Annotated in this window: 19 protein-coding genes; 18 read left to right on the top strand and 1 reads right to left on the bottom strand. The window is 37.7% G+C overall.

Annotated elements, in window-relative coordinates:
* Window positions 1–171 precede the first annotated feature (171 nt).
* The 11 genes from RM541_RS13405 to RM541_RS13355 all read left to right on the top strand — a co-directional run bounded on the left by RM541_RS13405 (window position 172) and on the right by RM541_RS13355 (window position 9,633).
* Window positions 172–1,434 carry an Lnb N-terminal periplasmic domain-containing protein gene (locus RM541_RS13405; protein ID WP_311500650.1) on the top strand — a complete coding sequence of 421 codons (1,263 nt, stop codon included), beginning with the start codon at window positions 172–174 and terminating at the stop codon, window positions 1,432–1,434.
* Between the two features lie 359 nt (window positions 1,435–1,793).
* Window positions 1,794–2,825 carry a sodium:calcium antiporter gene (locus RM541_RS13400; RefSeq protein WP_311500649.1) on the top strand — a complete coding sequence of 344 codons (1,032 nt, stop codon included), beginning with the start codon at window positions 1,794–1,796 and terminating at the stop codon, window positions 2,823–2,825.
* A 46-nt stretch (window positions 2,826–2,871) separates the two neighbouring features.
* Window positions 2,872–3,225 carry a SpoIIAA family protein gene (locus tag RM541_RS13395; protein ID WP_311500648.1) on the top strand — a complete coding sequence of 118 codons (354 nt, stop codon included), beginning with the start codon at window positions 2,872–2,874 and terminating at the stop codon, window positions 3,223–3,225.
* A 30-nt stretch (window positions 3,226–3,255) separates the two neighbouring features.
* A complete protein-coding gene (locus RM541_RS13390; protein ID WP_311500647.1) occupies window positions 3,256–3,882 on the top strand; it encodes a cation diffusion facilitator family transporter in 627 nt (208 codons plus the stop codon).
* A gap of 177 nt (window positions 3,883–4,059) precedes the next feature.
* Complete coding sequence (locus RM541_RS13385; RefSeq protein ID WP_311500646.1) at window positions 4,060–5,028, top strand: arsenic resistance protein; 969 nt, start codon at window positions 4,060–4,062, stop codon at window positions 5,026–5,028.
* A gap of 116 nt (window positions 5,029–5,144) precedes the next feature.
* Window positions 5,145–5,633: an asparaginase domain-containing protein gene (locus tag RM541_RS13380; protein ID WP_311500645.1), complete on the top strand. Its 489-nt coding sequence runs from the start codon at window positions 5,145–5,147 to the stop codon at window positions 5,631–5,633.
* 83 nt (window positions 5,634–5,716) lie between these two features.
* Window positions 5,717–6,550, top strand: coding sequence for a helix-turn-helix domain-containing protein (locus RM541_RS13375; protein WP_311500644.1), 834 nt, complete (start codon window positions 5,717–5,719; stop codon window positions 6,548–6,550).
* Window positions 6,551–6,792: 242 nt separating this feature from the next.
* On the top strand, window positions 6,793–7,629 hold the full coding sequence (locus tag RM541_RS13370; RefSeq protein ID WP_311500643.1) for an RteC domain-containing protein: 837 nt from the start codon (window positions 6,793–6,795) through the stop codon (window positions 7,627–7,629).
* Between the two features lie 317 nt (window positions 7,630–7,946).
* Window positions 7,947–8,228 carry a helix-turn-helix domain-containing protein gene (locus tag RM541_RS13365; RefSeq protein ID WP_311500642.1) on the top strand — a complete coding sequence of 94 codons (282 nt, stop codon included), beginning with the start codon at window positions 7,947–7,949 and terminating at the stop codon, window positions 8,226–8,228.
* A 6-nt stretch (window positions 8,229–8,234) separates the two neighbouring features.
* A complete protein-coding gene (locus RM541_RS13360; RefSeq protein WP_311500641.1) occupies window positions 8,235–8,987 on the top strand; it encodes a hypothetical protein in 753 nt (250 codons plus the stop codon).
* On the top strand, window positions 8,971–9,633 hold the full coding sequence (locus tag RM541_RS13355) for a P-loop NTPase family protein (RefSeq protein WP_311500640.1): 663 nt from the start codon (window positions 8,971–8,973) through the stop codon (window positions 9,631–9,633). The genes RM541_RS13360 and RM541_RS13355 overlap by 17 nt, the downstream gene beginning before the upstream one ends.
* Window positions 9,634–9,729: 96 nt before the next feature.
* Here the strand turns inward: RM541_RS13355 and RM541_RS13350 are convergent, their stop codons facing one another.
* Window positions 9,730–10,377, bottom strand: a complete 648-nt coding sequence (locus RM541_RS13350; RefSeq protein WP_311500639.1) for an N-acetylmuramoyl-L-alanine amidase family protein — start codon at window positions 10,375–10,377, stop codon at window positions 9,730–9,732.
* Window positions 10,378–10,565: 188 nt separating this feature from the next.
* On the opposite strand from RM541_RS13350, the gene RM541_RS13345 reads away from it, so the two are divergent.
* From RM541_RS13345 to RM541_RS13310, 7 genes are all read left to right on the top strand, one after another.
* Complete coding sequence (locus tag RM541_RS13345; RefSeq protein ID WP_311500638.1) at window positions 10,566–10,853, top strand: hypothetical protein; 288 nt, start codon at window positions 10,566–10,568, stop codon at window positions 10,851–10,853.
* Between the two features lie 271 nt (window positions 10,854–11,124).
* Window positions 11,125–13,527: a TraG family conjugative transposon ATPase gene (locus RM541_RS13335; protein WP_311500636.1), complete on the top strand. Its 2,403-nt coding sequence runs from the start codon at window positions 11,125–11,127 to the stop codon at window positions 13,525–13,527.
* A gap of 5 nt (window positions 13,528–13,532) precedes the next feature.
* Entirely contained in the window at window positions 13,533–14,102 is a 570-nt protein-coding gene (locus RM541_RS13330; protein ID WP_311500635.1) for a conjugal transfer protein, read from the top strand.
* A gap of 2 nt (window positions 14,103–14,104) precedes the next feature.
* Window positions 14,105–14,947, top strand: coding sequence for a hypothetical protein (locus RM541_RS13325; RefSeq protein WP_311500634.1), 843 nt, complete (start codon window positions 14,105–14,107; stop codon window positions 14,945–14,947).
* Between the two features lie 10 nt (window positions 14,948–14,957).
* The gene (locus RM541_RS13320; RefSeq protein WP_311500633.1) at window positions 14,958–15,575 is read left to right on the top strand and encodes a conjugal transfer protein TraK; all 618 of its coding nucleotides are present in this window, start codon (window positions 14,958–14,960) and stop codon (window positions 15,573–15,575) included.
* A 41-nt stretch (window positions 15,576–15,616) separates the two neighbouring features.
* Window positions 15,617–16,546: a conjugative transposon protein TraM gene (traM, locus tag RM541_RS13315; RefSeq protein WP_311500632.1), complete on the top strand. Its 930-nt coding sequence runs from the start codon at window positions 15,617–15,619 to the stop codon at window positions 16,544–16,546.
* Window positions 16,547–16,577: 31 nt separating this feature from the next.
* Window positions 16,578–17,411, top strand: a complete 834-nt coding sequence (locus RM541_RS13310; RefSeq protein ID WP_311500631.1) for a DUF4138 domain-containing protein — start codon at window positions 16,578–16,580, stop codon at window positions 17,409–17,411.
* Window positions 17,412–17,417: the final 6 nt, after the last annotated feature.

The following is a 17,417-nucleotide window of genomic DNA, read 5'->3' as shown; positions in this document are numbered from 1 at the left end:
TGACTCAAGGTGGAGTACAATTTAATGATAGCTAAATCTTTAAAAAAGGTTTCTTATGTTTCGAAATTTGTTTTTACACTTTCAACTAGTAAGGTTAAAGAAATTAATTGGTCCTCCTATCTTTTCCCTACACCGATTAGGATAACTTACTGAAGTTAAATAATGGAAATATTGAAAAAACTAATTTTCATATTAATCTTTTTTGTAAGTCAGTTATGCTCTGCAAAAGATTCTATTGAAATCAGTATCTTAACTTGTTCACCTGGCAATGAAATCTACTCTGCCTTTGGTCATAGCGCCATCAGGATTTTCGACAAAGAAAATGGTATAGATAAAATTTATAATTTCGGTATGTTTGATTTTGATACTCCTAATTTTACGTTGAAATTTATTAAAGGAAAATTAAAATATAGATTAGGGATCCATCAAACTGAAGATTTCATTAATGAATATACTCGTGGAAACCGAACTGTAATTGAGCAGAAATTAAATCTTGGCAAACAAGAAAAAAATGAGTTCCTAGAAAAATTAAATTTTTTGTACAGACCAGAAAATAGATATTACTTGTATTCTTTTTTGGAAAAAAATTGTTCTACAGAAATTCGTGATCTGTTACTTGAAGTAGGTGTTAAATTCCCGGATCATAAAATAAAAAAAACAAATAGGGAATTGATTAATTCTTACCTTGGAGAAAAGCTTTGGCTTAGGTTCGGAATTAATTTAATGTTGGGGAAATCATTGGATAAAAAAACCAATACATTACAGCGTATGTTTTTACCAAAATTCCTAAAAAAACAAGTTGGGAATTCCTTTCTCCAAGGGAAAAAGCTGGTAAAATCAGAACAGGTATTAAACGATGTGCTGGTTAAAGATAAATTCAATATTTTCAATTGGTTTTCTCCTGTAGTTGTATTCACACTTTTACTTTTAATAATCTTATACTGGTTTCCTAACCCCATAGTTTTGATGATTTGCTTTTCAATTGGTGTGATTGGATCGTTATTATCAATAATATGGATTTTCTCAGAACATCCAGAGGTTAAATTTAATATGAATATTATTTGGTGTAATCCTTTATATTTGGTTTACATTCCATACATCATAAAAAATAAATCGAACAAGATTTTAGCCTCTATCCTGTTAGTTTCAGTATTTGTATCCATTTTTATATGGTTATTTGGAGTGCAAATGTTTGATTTAGCTGTAGCACCAATATTTTTTATTTTAGGAGTAATCAATTTAAAACAGCTAAACTTGGCTCATAATAAAAAAGATTCTGGCTATCCTCACAACAAATTGGATTCCAGCTTGTTTCATAAATTGGATCAATTGCTAAGGAACCTGATGTTACTAGGTAAGGAGAAAATGAAGAGGGATAGGTTCAAAAGAACACTTACAAAAATCAACAGTTATGTCTGTAAATCCAAAAGATAGAAGGAAAACAAAAAAGATAAAAAATAAAAAATCCCCGAAAAGTAAAATTACCAGAAAGGACAGAATAAATGGAATTTTAATGCTTATAGGCTTGTTTGTATTAGCATTTTTATTTTTCTGGTTTGTTTTGAAAGACTTACAAGGCTAATTTTTCTTGGAATTTGTTTTTTAAAGTGTGGAAGAAGAGAAATAAAAAAAGGTTCTAACAGAAGTTTAGGAGAAAGTTCCTTTATCTTTTTATAAATTGAAATAATTTTCAATTTTTAATAGTTTAAGAAACTTGTCCGCAATAAAGGATGTTCATCAGCTAAAAAAACGAAATTTAATTTGAGAACTTAAAAAAATCTTTAAAAGCAGATATGAGTACATGGATATGGGCATTGGTTTTGCTTGCTGCTGTATGGGCAGCCCATTGGGGCGCTGAACATTTAGCCACCCCTTTAAAAAAACTAAGAAAACAATGGGGCTTCTCGGTCGCTGCCGGTGGAGCCTTAATAGGGGTGGCAGCGGCCAGCCCTGAGATAGGCATAAATATCACAAGTGCTATTACCGGGGTTAGTGACATTGGTCTGGGAACCATGTTCGGCTCGAATGTCATTGCCATTCCGCTTATGGTAATTACCGCCTATGTAGCGACCAGGCACCTCAAAAAGAAAAATGCAAAAGAGGCTCATAAAGAGCATCTTTCTGAACATCTGCTTAAAGTGGATCCCACCGCCGTCACCGTACAAGCCATTCCTTATCTGGTAATTATTGCAGTAGTTGCCGTACTAACTGTGCCCTCTCAATGGCGGGGACTACAACCTGTAGATGCCTGGATTATGTTGGGTATGTACTTAGTTTACTTAACGCAGGCCTTGTTTAGAGGAAAAAAAGAAAGCGAAAAGGTAACCTGGAAAAAGAAAGAGATATGGTTCGCAGTAGCAGGTGTGGCAGCTTTGGGCATAGGAGCTTTCTTCACAGTACGTGCCACAGAAAATATTGTTTCTGCCCTTGGAATATCTAAAATAGTCGGTGGTTTATTTATTACGGCACCTATGGCCGCACTGCCGGAAATCTTTGCCACCTGGAGCGTGGCTAAAAGTGGTCAAATAACTTCTGCCGTGACCAGTGTAATCGGAGATCATGCTGTAACACTCACTATAGCCTTTTTCCCACTTGCCATCGTGGGACTTCCGGTAAGTAATTTCCCGCTGTTTGCAACTGTTCTTAGTTTTGTTGGTTTAGTCGGTATTCTTTATGCCGCTTTCATTCATTGGGGAGGGAAAAGCAATGAACACGGATTTAAACGCTGGCAGGTCTTTACACTTTTCGTTCTCTTATTTGTTTATGTTGCGGTTGTCTTGTTTTGGGTGCTGAACATTTTTAGCAGTGGCCAAAGCAATATTTAAGCCTGTGAACCATTTGTTCCTATTAACCATTTGTTTTTTCAGAGATATGCTAAAGATTATAAATAATCCACAAAAGAACTTAATCGAAACAGTTGCCATAGCAAGGCTGACTGAAGCCGACTGGGTACGGGTAATTCCGGCATTGCAAGAAAGAATTGAGCAGTCAGGTAAAATCCACTGGTACTTTGAGATGCAGGATTTCCGGCAGGACTCCGCTAAAACCACTTGGAAAGATGCCGGGTTACATCAATTCCAGGACGCTTTCGAGCGGATTGCTGTTGTAGGGAGTAAAGAATGGCGTGGTTGGATGAGAGATCTTATGGCACCACTTTTTACCGCTGAAATAGGCTTTTTTGAGTCCATTTTTCAGGAGGAAGCTCATAAATGGATTAGAAGCTAATGGAACTTGATTCAATTATACATCAACATTATGAAAGATCAGCAAAGAGAAAAAAACCTAAAAACAGCCAAAAAAATTCAGGAATACAATGTAGGCTATGATATCATTGAAGTAGGTGTCTCACTATTTGCCGGCTTTACCTCGGGCAGCTCTGCCCTAATTGGTTGGGGGCTGGATAGTGTTGTGGAGGTTGTTTCGGCGAGCACCCTATGGTGGCGGTTAAATGGAGAATTAAAGGATATAGAGGAAGAACGGGTGAAAAAAAGGGAAAGGATCACCCTGTATGTAATTGCTACTTCTTTTCTGCTCGTCAGTATATTCATTACCTATGATTCCGTCACCAAATTTATTAGTAAGGAAGCCCCTGACTGGAGTACTCTGGGAATTATCATTTTGCTTATTTCACTAGTAGTAAACCCTATACTGATTTGGTATAAATACAGGTACGGCAAAAAACTGGATAGCCAGGAGTTGATAGCCGATTCTAAAGACACCTTTGTATGTCTTTATCAAACTGTAGCAGTACTCGCCGGTTTACTCGCAGTTCAGTATCTAGACTGGTGGTGGGCAGATCCTGTGGCTGCCCTTCTTATTGTTCCTTACGCACTGAAAGAAAGTTGGGAGGCTTTTAAAAATGGAAGAAAAATTTCAGCATAGAACTCAGTAAATTGCAAATTTCATATACTGGAATGGATTTATAACCTTTAAAAAAACCGGGAACTGATAAAATCAAAAGAAATTGCTGAACTAATAAATCATTGGGAACATTATGCCTTACTTTTTATGGGATAGGCACCATCGTAGGCGCAGGAATTTACACAGAATAATCAGTTAATGAACACATTAAATAAATTTCATACTTTCATAATAGCATTAGCGGTAGGTTTGGGCCTGCTTCTGGGTCAAATCGCAGTTATTAAAATAGTTTCAGAATACCTTATCGTCCCATTCCTGATGGTCATGCTTTTCGGGTTGTTTTTGAATATTCCTTTGAGGAACCTGCTTGCCAGCTTTTCCAATCTTAAATTCATATCAGCCAACCTGGTAATCAATTTCATCTGGACACCAATATTTGCTTATCTATTAGGGCTACTGCTGTTAAAGGAACATTTGAGCTTGTGGATAGGATTTGTTATGCTGATGGTAACCCCCTGTACAGACTGGTATTTGATCTTTACAGGAATAGCCAAAGGAAACACTTCTTTGGCCGCAGCTGTTTTGCCGATAAATTTGATCTTGCAATTGATCCTTCTCCCCGTTTACCTGCTGTTGTTTTTTGGGAAAACAGGCTCTGTGGACCCGGTAATTTTGTGGGAAAGTATTTTACTTGTTCTTTTCATTCCATTTCTATTCGCCCAGCTTATAAAATATTGGGGATCTAAACGGAGAAAAACGATACTGATGAAACAGAAGATCCTTCCCTTTTTTGAAACTGCACAAATCATTTTTTTGGCTTTGGCTATTGTCGCAATGTTTGCATCGCAGGGAGAATATCTTACTAATAATCTAAGCGTGCTTTATATTCTTCTCGTCCCAATCCTAATCTTTTTCATGGTGAACTTCCTGGTCAGCCGTTTTGGAAGTTATCTTTTGAAGTTTAATTATGAGGATTCAGCAAGTCTAAATTTGACGACTCTTGCCCGGAATTCACCTATATCGCTTGCCATTGCTCTGACGGCATTTCCTAATGATCCATTGATTTCTCTCGCGCTGGTAATTGGCCCCTTACTGGAACTGCCCATGTTGGCACTCGCATCTCAAGTGTTACTGCGAATAAGGAATGGTGGCAACAATCTATCTTAACTTGTGGTTGTTTGCCACAGGCAATTAGCTTCTCCTGGTCAAAAAAATCCTTATTCAGTATTTACTAAAGAATAAGTACCTTATCTTTAGTACGTAAAATCCCAAATCTTACAATTTTGATACATATACTTACAACAGGTGGCACCATCGAAGGGCTGGATTATGATCAAGAACAAAACACCGGGAAAATTTCACTAAGTAATTTTCTGGAAGCGGCGAATGTTTCATTTTCTTTTTCCATAGAAGAAGTTTTCCAGAAAGACAGCAGATCTATCACATTTGAAGACCGGGAGTATTTGGTAGAAAAAATCCAAACTTCAAAACCTTCAAAAATTTTAGTATCTCATGGTACTTTCACTATGGAAGAAACTGCAAAACATATAGCAGAACGAAAAATAAATAAAACGATAGTTCTCACCGGTTCCTTTATTCTGGGATCCTTTCAAAATACAGATGCTCCATTTAATTTAGGCTATGCAATATGTGCCTTACAATTTTTAAAGCCAGATGTTTATGTGGCTATGAACGGTAAGATTTTTCATTGGAGCAATGTTATCAAAAATTTAGAGACAAATAAATTTGAGCGTAAAGATGAGAAACAATGATGTTTGGCACCTCAATCCATTGGACAACTTTTTTTTACCTGTTGATTGACACCATTATTGTACTTATTGCTGTCATTCAAAATTTGAAACTGAAACGCCTGAGTCTAAGAAGGTATATAACTCTCGGATTGCTGTATATTGCTTATAACTTAACCGGGGGATTCCTGCCAACAGAAAGTTTTCCTGACCCAATAATTGTTCAATACATCATTACTTATGGCGTAGCAATAGCGCTATGTGTATACATAATTTATTATTTGTATAAGGACTATGATATTGAATTTTTAAAATTTGGTTCCACTATTCCCAATATTGCTATACTGATAGGTTGTAGTTTTATTCTGTTATTCTTAATTCCCTACTTCCTTACAAATTCTTTAGATTCAGCAAGGCTTCTTTTCACGATCCCAGTTTCAATTATAGCATTTATTTTTCTCGGCTTATTTTACAGAAGAATTTCAAACATCGACAATCAAAATTCATTTGTTTCTAAAAAAAATAGATTAGCCATCATAAGTATCTCTTGCATAGCCCTTTTGCCCATACTAACAGTTATAGGTGATTATCAATGGTTAACCTTCACCGTAATGAACCTGGCTTTCTATGCAATAACAGTTATTGAAGTAAATAGATTCCTTCGTTTTCTAAAGAATAAGCCTGAAGCCTTCGAAGTCTTTGCTTTTCAAAAAGTAGAAGGAAATGAAGCCCTGAAAAACAAAATAATCTATGGAGATCTGACAAGAAGGGAAGTTGAAATTGCATTATCCATTTTACGAGGATTATCCTATAAAGAAATTGCCAGAGATTTTTTCATAGCAGAAAGCACTGTTTCTAAACATGCCTCAAATATTTTTAAAAAAACTGCGGTCAAGAATAGAGGTCAATTTATATCCCGCTTCGAGCCAAAGAATAAATAGCTTCGGTACTGTATTGAACTTTTAATTCTTGTTCCGTAGGAAAATACGGACTTTTCCGTAATAAAATACGGCATCAATTACTGATAATAACGTTATTTGTAATTATCTTCAAGCAGGTTCTTTAGCTGTCATAAGAGTACCTCCCAATTTCCTTGTGATCATTCGTAGTCGATAGACTCGAATTGACTATCTAACCATTTATATAAAAAAGTGTATGATGCTTTACGGTAAAATTGTTACAGATGGATACAGAATTGCCCTCATACAAGCTATTGGAAGAACTGAAGGAAATCAAACTTCACAGTAAGAATATCCTTGAGCAATCCTATCGCTCTATTGAAGTCTGTCGTAACCTACTCATTACACTTAAAAGAGAAGTCATAGCTAAAGGCTTTGACTCAATTGAAGCCGAAATTGAATTCTTTAAAACGATAAAACAGGCTCCCCTTGTTCATTTAATTTATTTCTCAGAAGTCCATTCCTTTGAAATCCAGTTTCCAAAGGCGGATAAAAACTCCCAGCTTAAATTCATAAAAAAGAAAATTGGTAAGCTAAACCGTTTCTTTCTGTACAATTTAGATTTTGGGCAGTATGTCAATTCCGGGGCAACCCATTTCGACAAAGAATATTACACCCGGGATTATCTGGATAGCTTTCATATAACCACTTCAAAATTCTATTTTCAGGATCCGGATTTTTGTACGCCGAGGGATATGCTCTTAGGTAAATTCAAAGCCTACAATAAATTGGTTATTTATCTGGATGAACGAATGTCCAATCTTGAAAATAATCGTAATGGAAAAGAGGTAAAGCAGCATGCTACCGAAAAAATACAGTGGCCTTTTACTAATTCAGATTGGGTGGAATTGGTTTATGCCCTATGGTATAATGGACTTCGGAACCAGAATGGCCTTAGCATCATCAAGGTTTCCCAAAAGCTTCAGGAAATTTTTGATTATACACCAAGGGATATCTACAAAACCAACCAGGACATCAAGGGCAGAAAAAATAGCAGAACGTTATTCCTTGATCAATTAGCGACTTCACTACTTTCCGAAATGGATAAGAGTGAAGAATAAAAATTTACATTTTTCAATCTTCCAAAATTGTTAAAAAAAGACCGTACTACGGTTGACCTACCGAAATCGGTATTTTATTCCAATCTTCATTTAATTTAATACTATTTGAAGATTTAGGTTTAAAATCTGTAGGATAAAAACAGCCAAAGTCCAACAAATTTCAAGATGTTAATTTTTGACCGTACTACGGTCGTACTGGGGAACAAATTCCAATAAACCTAATCAAATTTGTAGAACGAAAGTCAAACCTTGATAGGGGCTATCAATTAAAAAGATTTAACCATTTGATAGTCCCTTTCTTTAAAAACCGTTCTATTATGCCAACAAGTATTATTACCACCGACGATCTTCGGGAGTTCAAACTAGAATTGCTCGAGGAGATTAGAAATCTCATCACTAAACAGTCATCAGGAACTTTAAAGAAATATTTAAAATCTTCTGATGTGATGGATCTGCTCCAGGTAAGTCCGGGAACTCTTCAAAACTTAAGAATTAACGGCACCCTACCCTACACCAAAGTTGGAGGAATTATCTATTATGATGCCGAGGAAATCCAAAACGTGATGACCGCCAATCGGGTACAAAACAAATTTGAATAATTGATCATGAACTATATTAAGCAACTGAATGCGGCTTTTGAAAAGTTCTTTTTTGATGACCGTTTGAACCCGACCCATATTAGCCTGTATATGGCTTTATTCCATGAGTGGAACAGCAGCCGGTTTGCAAGTGAATTTTTCGTTAACCGCAGGGAACTAATGCGTGTGGCCAAAATCGGCTCAAAATCCACCTACCATCGGTGTATTGTTGAACTGGATAAGTGGGATTATCTCTCATATTTTCCGTCCAGCAATCCGTACAAAGGCAGTAAAATCAAGATGGCCATTATCGAGACAAGTGACGAACCAGATATGGGACAGTACAATCCCAAATTGGAACAGCTTGCGGAACGGTACCATCCCATACGTGAACCAGTAGTGTACCCACACCATCCCACCAATGGACAAGCTGTGTACCAACACCGTCCCGTGAGTGGACAAGCATTGGTATCTAATATAAACAATACTAAACAAGTAAACATTAATAAACAGCCAAAGGACAGGCAGGCTGTTTTATATTTTTTTAAAGAAAAAGGTTTTTCTGCCGATGAAGGAAAAAAATTCTTTGAGCACTACCAGGAAAGAGATTGGAAAACCAGCGATGAAAATGAGGTGAGGGATTGGCGGGCCTTAGCCATAAACTGGATGGATCGTGCTGAATTGTACGGCTCAGAAAACAGTCAAACGAAAAAAGGAGCGTCCCACAACAGGGACAACCTCAAAACCACTAAAATCAAAGACTATGGACAACCCCTCTAAAATAACAGAAGGCGGTGTGGAATATTCGCTGGGAAAGTTTGATGGTAAATCAGTGCTTTACGATTTTCCTAAAATCCTGGTGTACCTCAATGCAAAGGGAAAGCTTCTATTTGGAGAAAAATTCAAGATCTACGAGGAAGACCGAGATATTATACTAAAGTTGAGTTCTTACTTCATCAAAGACAAAAAGAGCTGCCAGAAGTCCGGTATTGATGTTGAAAAGGGCCTTTTGCTGTCTGGTCCCGTAGGATGTGGAAAAACCAGCCTAATGAAACTTCTCCGTCACCTTGTTCCTTTGCAAAGACCTTACGAGATGATTCCATGCCGCAACGTTGTTTTTAGCTTCAACCATCTTGGTTATAAAACCATCGAAGATTACGAAAACAATAAATTATTTTGCTTTGATGATTTAGGGGTAGAACCTCCCGGAAGGTTCTACGGAAAAGATTGTAATGTTATGGGAGAAGTGCTGTTATCGCGCCATGAACTTTTTCTTCAGACAAATCAAAAGGTTAAAACTCACGCCACAACAAACCTGAATGCCGAGGAACTGGAAGAACGTTACGGAAACAGAGTCCGAAGCCGAATGCGGGAATTATTCAATCTTGTTGCTTTTGAAGAGGGGGCTGGGGATAAAAGAAAGTAGTTCAAAGTCTCCAAGAATTATAAATTATTACCACTTCTGAAATAAATTGTCCAATAATTTCCTTAACGCACTTAGTTATTTCAATAAATACTTCTTTCATAATTCATCTTTTAAATAATTAATTACTTCTATTAAAATAGCTGATGCAATGGATTGCTTATTTAAAGGTTCTGAAATGTATTTCAACTCGTCCTTATTCGAAAAAAATCCCAACTCAACTAAAATGGCGGGAAAGAAATTACAGGATTCTCTAATTACTTGAAAATTCGCAAACTTCACACCCCTACTTTCAAACCCCAATTTCTTATTGAACCCAGCTTGCAATTGAAAGGCGAACCAAGTTGAATTATTAGAATGGTTTGATTCATCATTAGATACATATATCTCAATTCCTCTCGCCTTTGGATTATCCGAATAATTACAATGCAACGAAATAAACAAATCAGCTTTTAGAGCTTTAGCTAGCTTAGTTCTATCGGATAAGGAAATTAAGGTGTCATTGTACCTGGTTAAGTAAATGTCTAGTGGCTTATTCAAATTGTTATTTCGTTTCAATATCTCATTTGCGATATCCATAACAACATCTTTTTCCAGAATTCCATTTACCCCGATTGCGCCAGAATCTTTTCCACCGTGCCCCACATCAATAACAACTCGCTTTTGAGTTGCCAATTCCTGTCCAAAAATGAAGCACATTTTTAAGAGCAAAATCACAAAACTGACGTTTTTGAGCACTTTTTTCATTTTCAATTTTCTGGTTATCAACAGCTTGGACTCAAAATTTCATAGAATTTGATGTCAAATAATAGTAACTGAATTCAAACGAAACTAAATAATATTTTATTCACAATTATTTGATTTTCAGATATTTATAATCAAATATATGTATTTTTCCTATATCCAAATCAGTATAATTTTTAAAACCTTTTCTTATGAAAAAATCAAGCTATTTAGCAGCTATCTTCTCTTTTCTGTCTGCTACATCTTTTGCACAAATTGGAGGAATCGAAGAATCTGTAAACGACGTTTCCACTACCATCAGGACCGTCTTTCCAATCATCCTGGGGGTCATTTTTTTAGTTGGCTTTCTATTTAATGCCGGACATTTCTTTGGTGAGAATGCCGATTTAAAAAAGGGGATTACCCGCGTATTGGTCTTTGTCCTTATTGCAGGGGCGGTTGTAGGGATTTTTACCTATTTAATTTCAATCGTAGTTTAAATGAAAAGATTCGAGGTCTATAAAAATATCAGGAAACGGGCGGTCATTTTCGGGCTGCCCATATCCCTGTTTGCTATAATGATGGTATCCATTCTCGCTTCCCTATTGGTCATCATCTTCTCGTTCAGCTTCGGGATTATAATTGGCGTATTCGTCCTTAATTCAGCACTATATATCGCGCTGACCCGAATAACGAGCAACCCACAGCTTTTTCAGGTGGCCAAGGCCTTCCCAAAAATTATCAGTAACAAAAGAAACTCCGAAATCGATTATGAACAAGATTAACCTTTCATCATACAAACCCATCGCGGATATTCAGGACAATATCATTTTTGCCAACAATGGTAATGTGGTCTTGTGCTATGAAGGCAACCTGCCCGAAATATATTCTTTATCAGAAAAAGATTTTGAGGATATGCACGGGGCTTGGTTTCAGGCTCTAAAATCGTTGTCTGTTGGCACGGTGGTTCACAAACAGGATATTTATCTAAAGAAATCCTACGCTTCGGAGCAATTGGCCAATTCTACCTTTTTGGAAAAAGCGACCCACGATCATTTTAAAGGACGCGAGTATATGGAGCACCGCTGCCTCCTGTTCTTTATTCTGACCAAGAATAAAGCGCTCAACAATCCAAAATATGTCAATCCATTTCTTAAGATTTCCAAGAGTATTATCAGGGAACTTGACGATTCTGTGCAGCGCTTTATCGGTTCGGTAAGTGATTCTGTTTCCTTCATCAACAATAGTCGCAAAATGGAATTCCTTCCGCTTGAGGCGAAAGGAATTGAGCAACTGACCAATGGTTATTTCAATGGCTTCAACGAGGGTTTTGATACCGATATTCTTTTAGATAAGAAAAGCGTCAATATTGGAGAAAATTATTTTGATGCCCTGGCCATCAACAGCGAACTGTGCTTCGGCGAAAGTGTACAGAGTAGCAAGACCAATGAGAAATTCACTTCTGACGATTTCGTGTTTCATCAAGGGTTTATTGATGGGCTGGGGCTTACGCTTAACGAGAACCACATTGTTAACCAGATACTATATCTGGACGATAAACAGAAATGGCGTAAGCTGCTGGACAAAAAAGTTGAGGAACTGAACAAAAGTTCCAATTTCGGTTCTCAGAACAAGGTGGTACTCGGAAAAATCCAACATATCCTTGACCAGATCAATGCCGATGACAATGCCCGGATTATCCGTGGCCATTTGAACATCGTGTATTGGGACCGGGAGGCCCGAAACCTGGATAGAATTGCTTCCAAAATAAAAACCGAATTTAAGGAACTAGATATTATCCCCTATTATCCAAGGGGCGAAGAAAGAAAGAATTACATATTGAACAGCTACTGCTGTTTTTCTTCCAATTTCTCGAACAATGATTTATACGTGTCCGATTTGAAACACGCGCTTTGCCTGTTTATCAATAATACAAATTACAAATCGGATGCTACCGGGATCATCTTTAACGACCGGGAACATAACATCCCTGTTCTCAAAGATGTGTGGGATGAACACAAAAAACGAATCAAGGCAAGAAACTTTGCCATTTTTGCACCAACCGGTGAAGGCAAATCGTTTTTGGCCAATAATATTCTGCGCCAATACTTTGAAAGTGGCGTTAGGTTGGTGATTATCGATCTGGGCGGTTCCTACACCAAATTCGCAAAACTTTATCCTGAAAAATATACCGTACTCCGCTACGAGGGTGGGAAAAATTTAGGGATCAACCCTTTTTACATCAGCGATACAATAGACCTAACACCGGAACATTTGGAAGATTTATCGGTCTTTCTATTCGAGCTTTTTGCTTCTGATTTGAAAGTGACCAAGGCACAATCCGTATCTGTCAAGAAAATACTGCGTCATTATTACGATAGCACTGCGGAAAATCATTCGTTGGATGATTTCTACCATTTTATCGAACGCAAACAAAACGAACTTTTAGATCACCTTAAAATCCATCCTGACTACTTCAATGTTACGAATTTCTTGCACGTAATGTCTGAGTATGTTGGCGATGGTCTATACAGCTTCCTCTTTGAGATAAGCGAAGATCAGACCTATAAAATCGAAGACAAACGCCTTATTGTTTTTGAACTGGACGAAGTCAAGGATAACAAGGAAATCCTGTCCGTAATGCTCAAACTGATTAAATCGGCAATACAAAGGACGATTTGGAAAAATAAGGCGGAAAAAGGCATTATTTTGTTTGATGAGTTTGCCAAGCAATTGAAGTTTGAGAACGTATTGGAAAGTGTGGAATTCTATTATCAGGCCATCCGAAAACAGAACGGGGCTATTGGGATTATCCTCCAATCTATCAATCAACTTCCGAACAATTCCACTTCTGCGAGCATCTTAGAAAACACTCAGGTCATTTATAGCTTAAACAATGAAAAAGGCTATGCGGAATTGGTCAAAAGGCTCAACCTATCAAGCCACGACCTGAACCAGTTGAAATCCATCAAAAATAATCTTTCGGGACCTCGCAAGTACACCGAAATGTTCATCAAAATTGGCAAGGAAAGCAACATTTTCCGGCTTGAGGTTCCCAAAGAGGTCTATGCGGCTTACCTCACGGACGGTAGGGAAAATGATGAAATTATGATGTTCTACGCACAGCATCGGGATATGGAAAAAGCAATCAAGGAATATTCATCTAAAAATTAGAAACTATGAAAACAAAACTAGTAATACTCGCAATGGCACTTTTATTCAGCCTGAACATTAAAGCCCAAGGGATGCCCGTCTATGACAACACGAATTTCATAAGCTTGGTCAAATCTCTCGTGGAATCTGCAAAACAGACATCAAACCTCGTCAAGACCGTCAAATTTCTGAAAACTCAAAAGGAAAACCTTGAAAAGGTCAACAATGTGGTCAAACAGTTAAAAGCCGTCGGGGAAATAGGCCGGAACAATCAACGCCTGATCTATGTGATGCAAAATGATCTAAGGGATATTCTCGATTCCCCTTACATCAAACCAAACGAAATAGAACGGGTATCGGAATCATTCAATGCCATTGTTGAAAATTCCTTGGAAACAATGGACTTTATCGATCAGATCCTGTCCAACGATTATCTCAAAATGAGCGATGCCGACCGTGCCGATATTCTAAAGCAAAAGGAAATTGAATCAAAAGAGATGGTATCCAACATAACAGTTAGAACAAGGCGCTATCGCGACATCATTTCCTTCAGGAAAATGCAGGATAAAATCAATAACAGGGAAACAGAATTCTAATTATGACCGCGGCAATCATCTTAGGGATCGGGTTGGAATACGTCGATACCGTTTTCCAGACCATACAAAACAGCGACTTCTCGCAATATACCATTGGGGGAATGAAAACGCTTGCGGTACTTTTCTTTCTGATCAACATCCTCAAAAAATACAATGAGGGCGTTGCCAATATGGATGGCTATACCTGGGGATTGAGTCCGGGGGAACTGGTCAAAAATTTTGCAGTTGTGCTTTTGGTCATTTTTTCAACACAGGTGTTGGGCTTTTTTGATGGCATTCTTGTTTCTATCGAGGCACAATACAGAAACACGGCTCCCGCTTTACTGCCCTTGCAGATGCAGGATATACCCATTGAAGAGGATGTAAATCTAATTGATGCGGCAAAAAATGCAATGACCCTACTTTATGAAGCCTTGGTCACACCATTATTTGGCTTCAAGACATTCGCCTTTATTGGAAGCGTTATCCTATGGATTCTCGATTTATTCATTTATCCGCTGTTCTTGGCCGAACGTTTTTTTCTTTTGGGAATTATGCAGGCGTTTTTTCCACTGGTTATAAGCCTGGCCGTGTTTGAGAAATTTAGGTCATTGGCCTTTAACTTTTTCAAATTGTATGTTGCGGTCTATATGCTAGTGCCAGCCTTCTTTTTGGTCAATGTATTCGTCAATGCGCTTTATACCGAAATAAACACCAACTTTTGGACGAATTTGTTCGGAACGGATATCGGCAGCGGCTTTTTTGCCCCGGTTGTACAGCTTGGTTCGGTGGGGTTTATCGTCTTCCTAAAGTTTAAACTGTACCGGCGCGCTACATCATTTACCCTAAAATTATTTACTGCTTAAACCCGCTGAAATGAAAACACCTTATAAAAATATTTACGTTGTCCTTAGAATAAACCGGTTCATTGTCTTGGCCGTCGTCATCTGTTCCTTATTGTCCAGTTTTTTTGCCGTTTGGATGGTATTCGACATCAATAAAAAAGCCTTGAACAATGCTTTTGCCATCAATACCGATGGAAGTATCATTCCTTTGAAGCTCGTTACGCAAAAGGAAAATTTTAAAGTTGAAGCCTTGGCTCATTTAGAACTTTTTCACAATTATTTCTACAACATCGATGCAAGCAATTATGAAAAGAACTTAAAAAAGGCACTATGGCTTGGGAACAGTTCCGTTGACAACCTCTACCGTCAAAAAAAGGCCGATGGTGTCTATAATCGGTTGTTGCAATATTCATTAATCCAAAAGGTGCTCAGCATTGATTCCCAAATCCAAGAAAAGAATGGGACATACAGCTTTAGAACTGTTACCATTTTTGAAATCAACAGAGGATCGATTATCGATACGTACGAGTTGGTTTCCACCGGAAACCTTATTGCCGTTGATCGGAATTTCCCCAACAATCCACACGGATTATTGGTCACCAACTATTTCGAGAAATCCCTTAAAAAACTGAACAATGAAAATCCATAACCTGCCCGACGGTCAGACGGGTAATTAAAAAACCAATGATTATGAAGATAGAAAAGAAAAAAATAGTCTTTGCGGCCGTATTGGCCGTGATATTAATATTCCTGATTTCCTATTCCGTGATGGTAATAGGCGATGATGAAAGTGAGAACGAGAACCTTAAAGAAACATCGGTTCCAAAACTCGAAGAGGATCAAAAAGAATACGATTCCAAACTGGATGCCATCAATGATTTAAAGGAAGTACGTGAAACCAACGCACCAAGCATCTACGATGAAAAGCTGATTGATTCCCTGGGCTTTTATGATGTAGATTTACCTGAAAAAGAAAAGGAGCGCATTGTGGATAGTATTTACTCCGCAGGAAAAATTAAGTATTCCGAAAAAAATTATAAGAATATTGGCGTTACGAAAGCTGTTGCCAAAGTCGCAAATGTAGTTGACTCCGCAGAAATAAAAGCTGAACAAAAAATTGCTGCCAAGGAATTGGGACTGGAACATCAGTTGTTCTTTGCCTCTTATCCAAAGGAAAGTGATATTTCCATTTCCGGAACAACGGATGCCGTAATCTATGCGGCCGTGGATGGTGATCAAGTGGTCAAGGTCAATTCTCGTTTGCGGATGCGCCTGACCAAAGCCGCTACCATTAATAGCAAACAGATTGCAAAAAACACTCCAATCTACGGTTTTATCAGTTTTCAACCCAATCGGGTGTTGATTGAAATCGAGAATATCGAACACCATCCCACAAAGTTGAAAGCCTTCGACCTACAGGACGGTAGTGATGGCATATATGTGGAAAACAACTTTCGGGCAGAGGTCACCAACGAAGTTGTAGGTGATATGGTGGACGACATTAATATTGCCGGCTTACCACAGGTAAGCGGTTTCAAAAAGATATTTCAGCGCAACCACCGGAACGTAAAGGTTACCGTGCTCAACAATTACAAATTAATCCTAAAACCTAAATTATGAGTCCATAACGGGCATTTAAAAACTCACTCCTATGAAAAATTTTATTCTTATCTCAATATTTTTATTTGGTACTACTTTTACCAAGGCGCAAACGCCCATTATACTCGATACGATTTATGCTAATGACCAAAAGAACGTTGCATTATTCTTCCCACAACCCATCCGCCAAGGAATTACGGGATCTGAAAATTTTGTGTTTACCTATAATCGCGAGAAAGAACAGTATTTCGGGTTGCTCCAGGCAAAGCCGGGAATGGAAAGTAATCTTCTGGTGGTCAATAGAAATGGTTCAGTTTTTTCGTATATTGTAAAGTATAAGAAACAGCTTGATAGGCTAAATTATTTTATACCGAAGTCTAAAAGTATCGGTAATGAAAAGCCCATTGTTGCTGATTCGGCAAAAGTAAATGAGTCTAATAAAGAGTTAGGAAATGAGGTCTATTACTACCAAAAATTCAGTTCCTATCTACTTGATCGAAAACAACGGATTGGCCGAATAAAAAAACGGAACGAGGGCATCGTTTTGAGCATTGAAAATATTGTTTTTGACAAGGATGAGCTTTACTTTGTAATCCAGATTGAAAATAAATCTACCTTGGATTACGATCTGAATTTCTTAAAATTCTCGGTTGAAACGAGACAAAAAGGTAAAAGGAAATCATTGCAACGCCTTTATCACGAGCCAATTTTCAAGTATAATTCGCCCTCCAAAGTAGCAGAAAACGAAACCGTAAGATTGGTTTATGTGCTGCCAAAGTTTTCGATAAGCAATGACCGCAGGACGGTATTAGAGCTTAACGAAAAGAACGGGGAAAGGAACTTAAAACTAAAAATATTGCGTAGATTTATCAACAACCCTAATTAACATCGT

Source organism: Autumnicola psychrophila (assembly GCF_031846645.1).
Taxonomy (GTDB): Bacteria; Bacteroidota; Bacteroidia; order Flavobacteriales; family Flavobacteriaceae; genus Autumnicola; species Autumnicola psychrophila.
The sequence above is the reverse complement of the archived record's forward strand: the minus strand, read 5'-3'. Positions and strand labels throughout refer to the sequence as shown.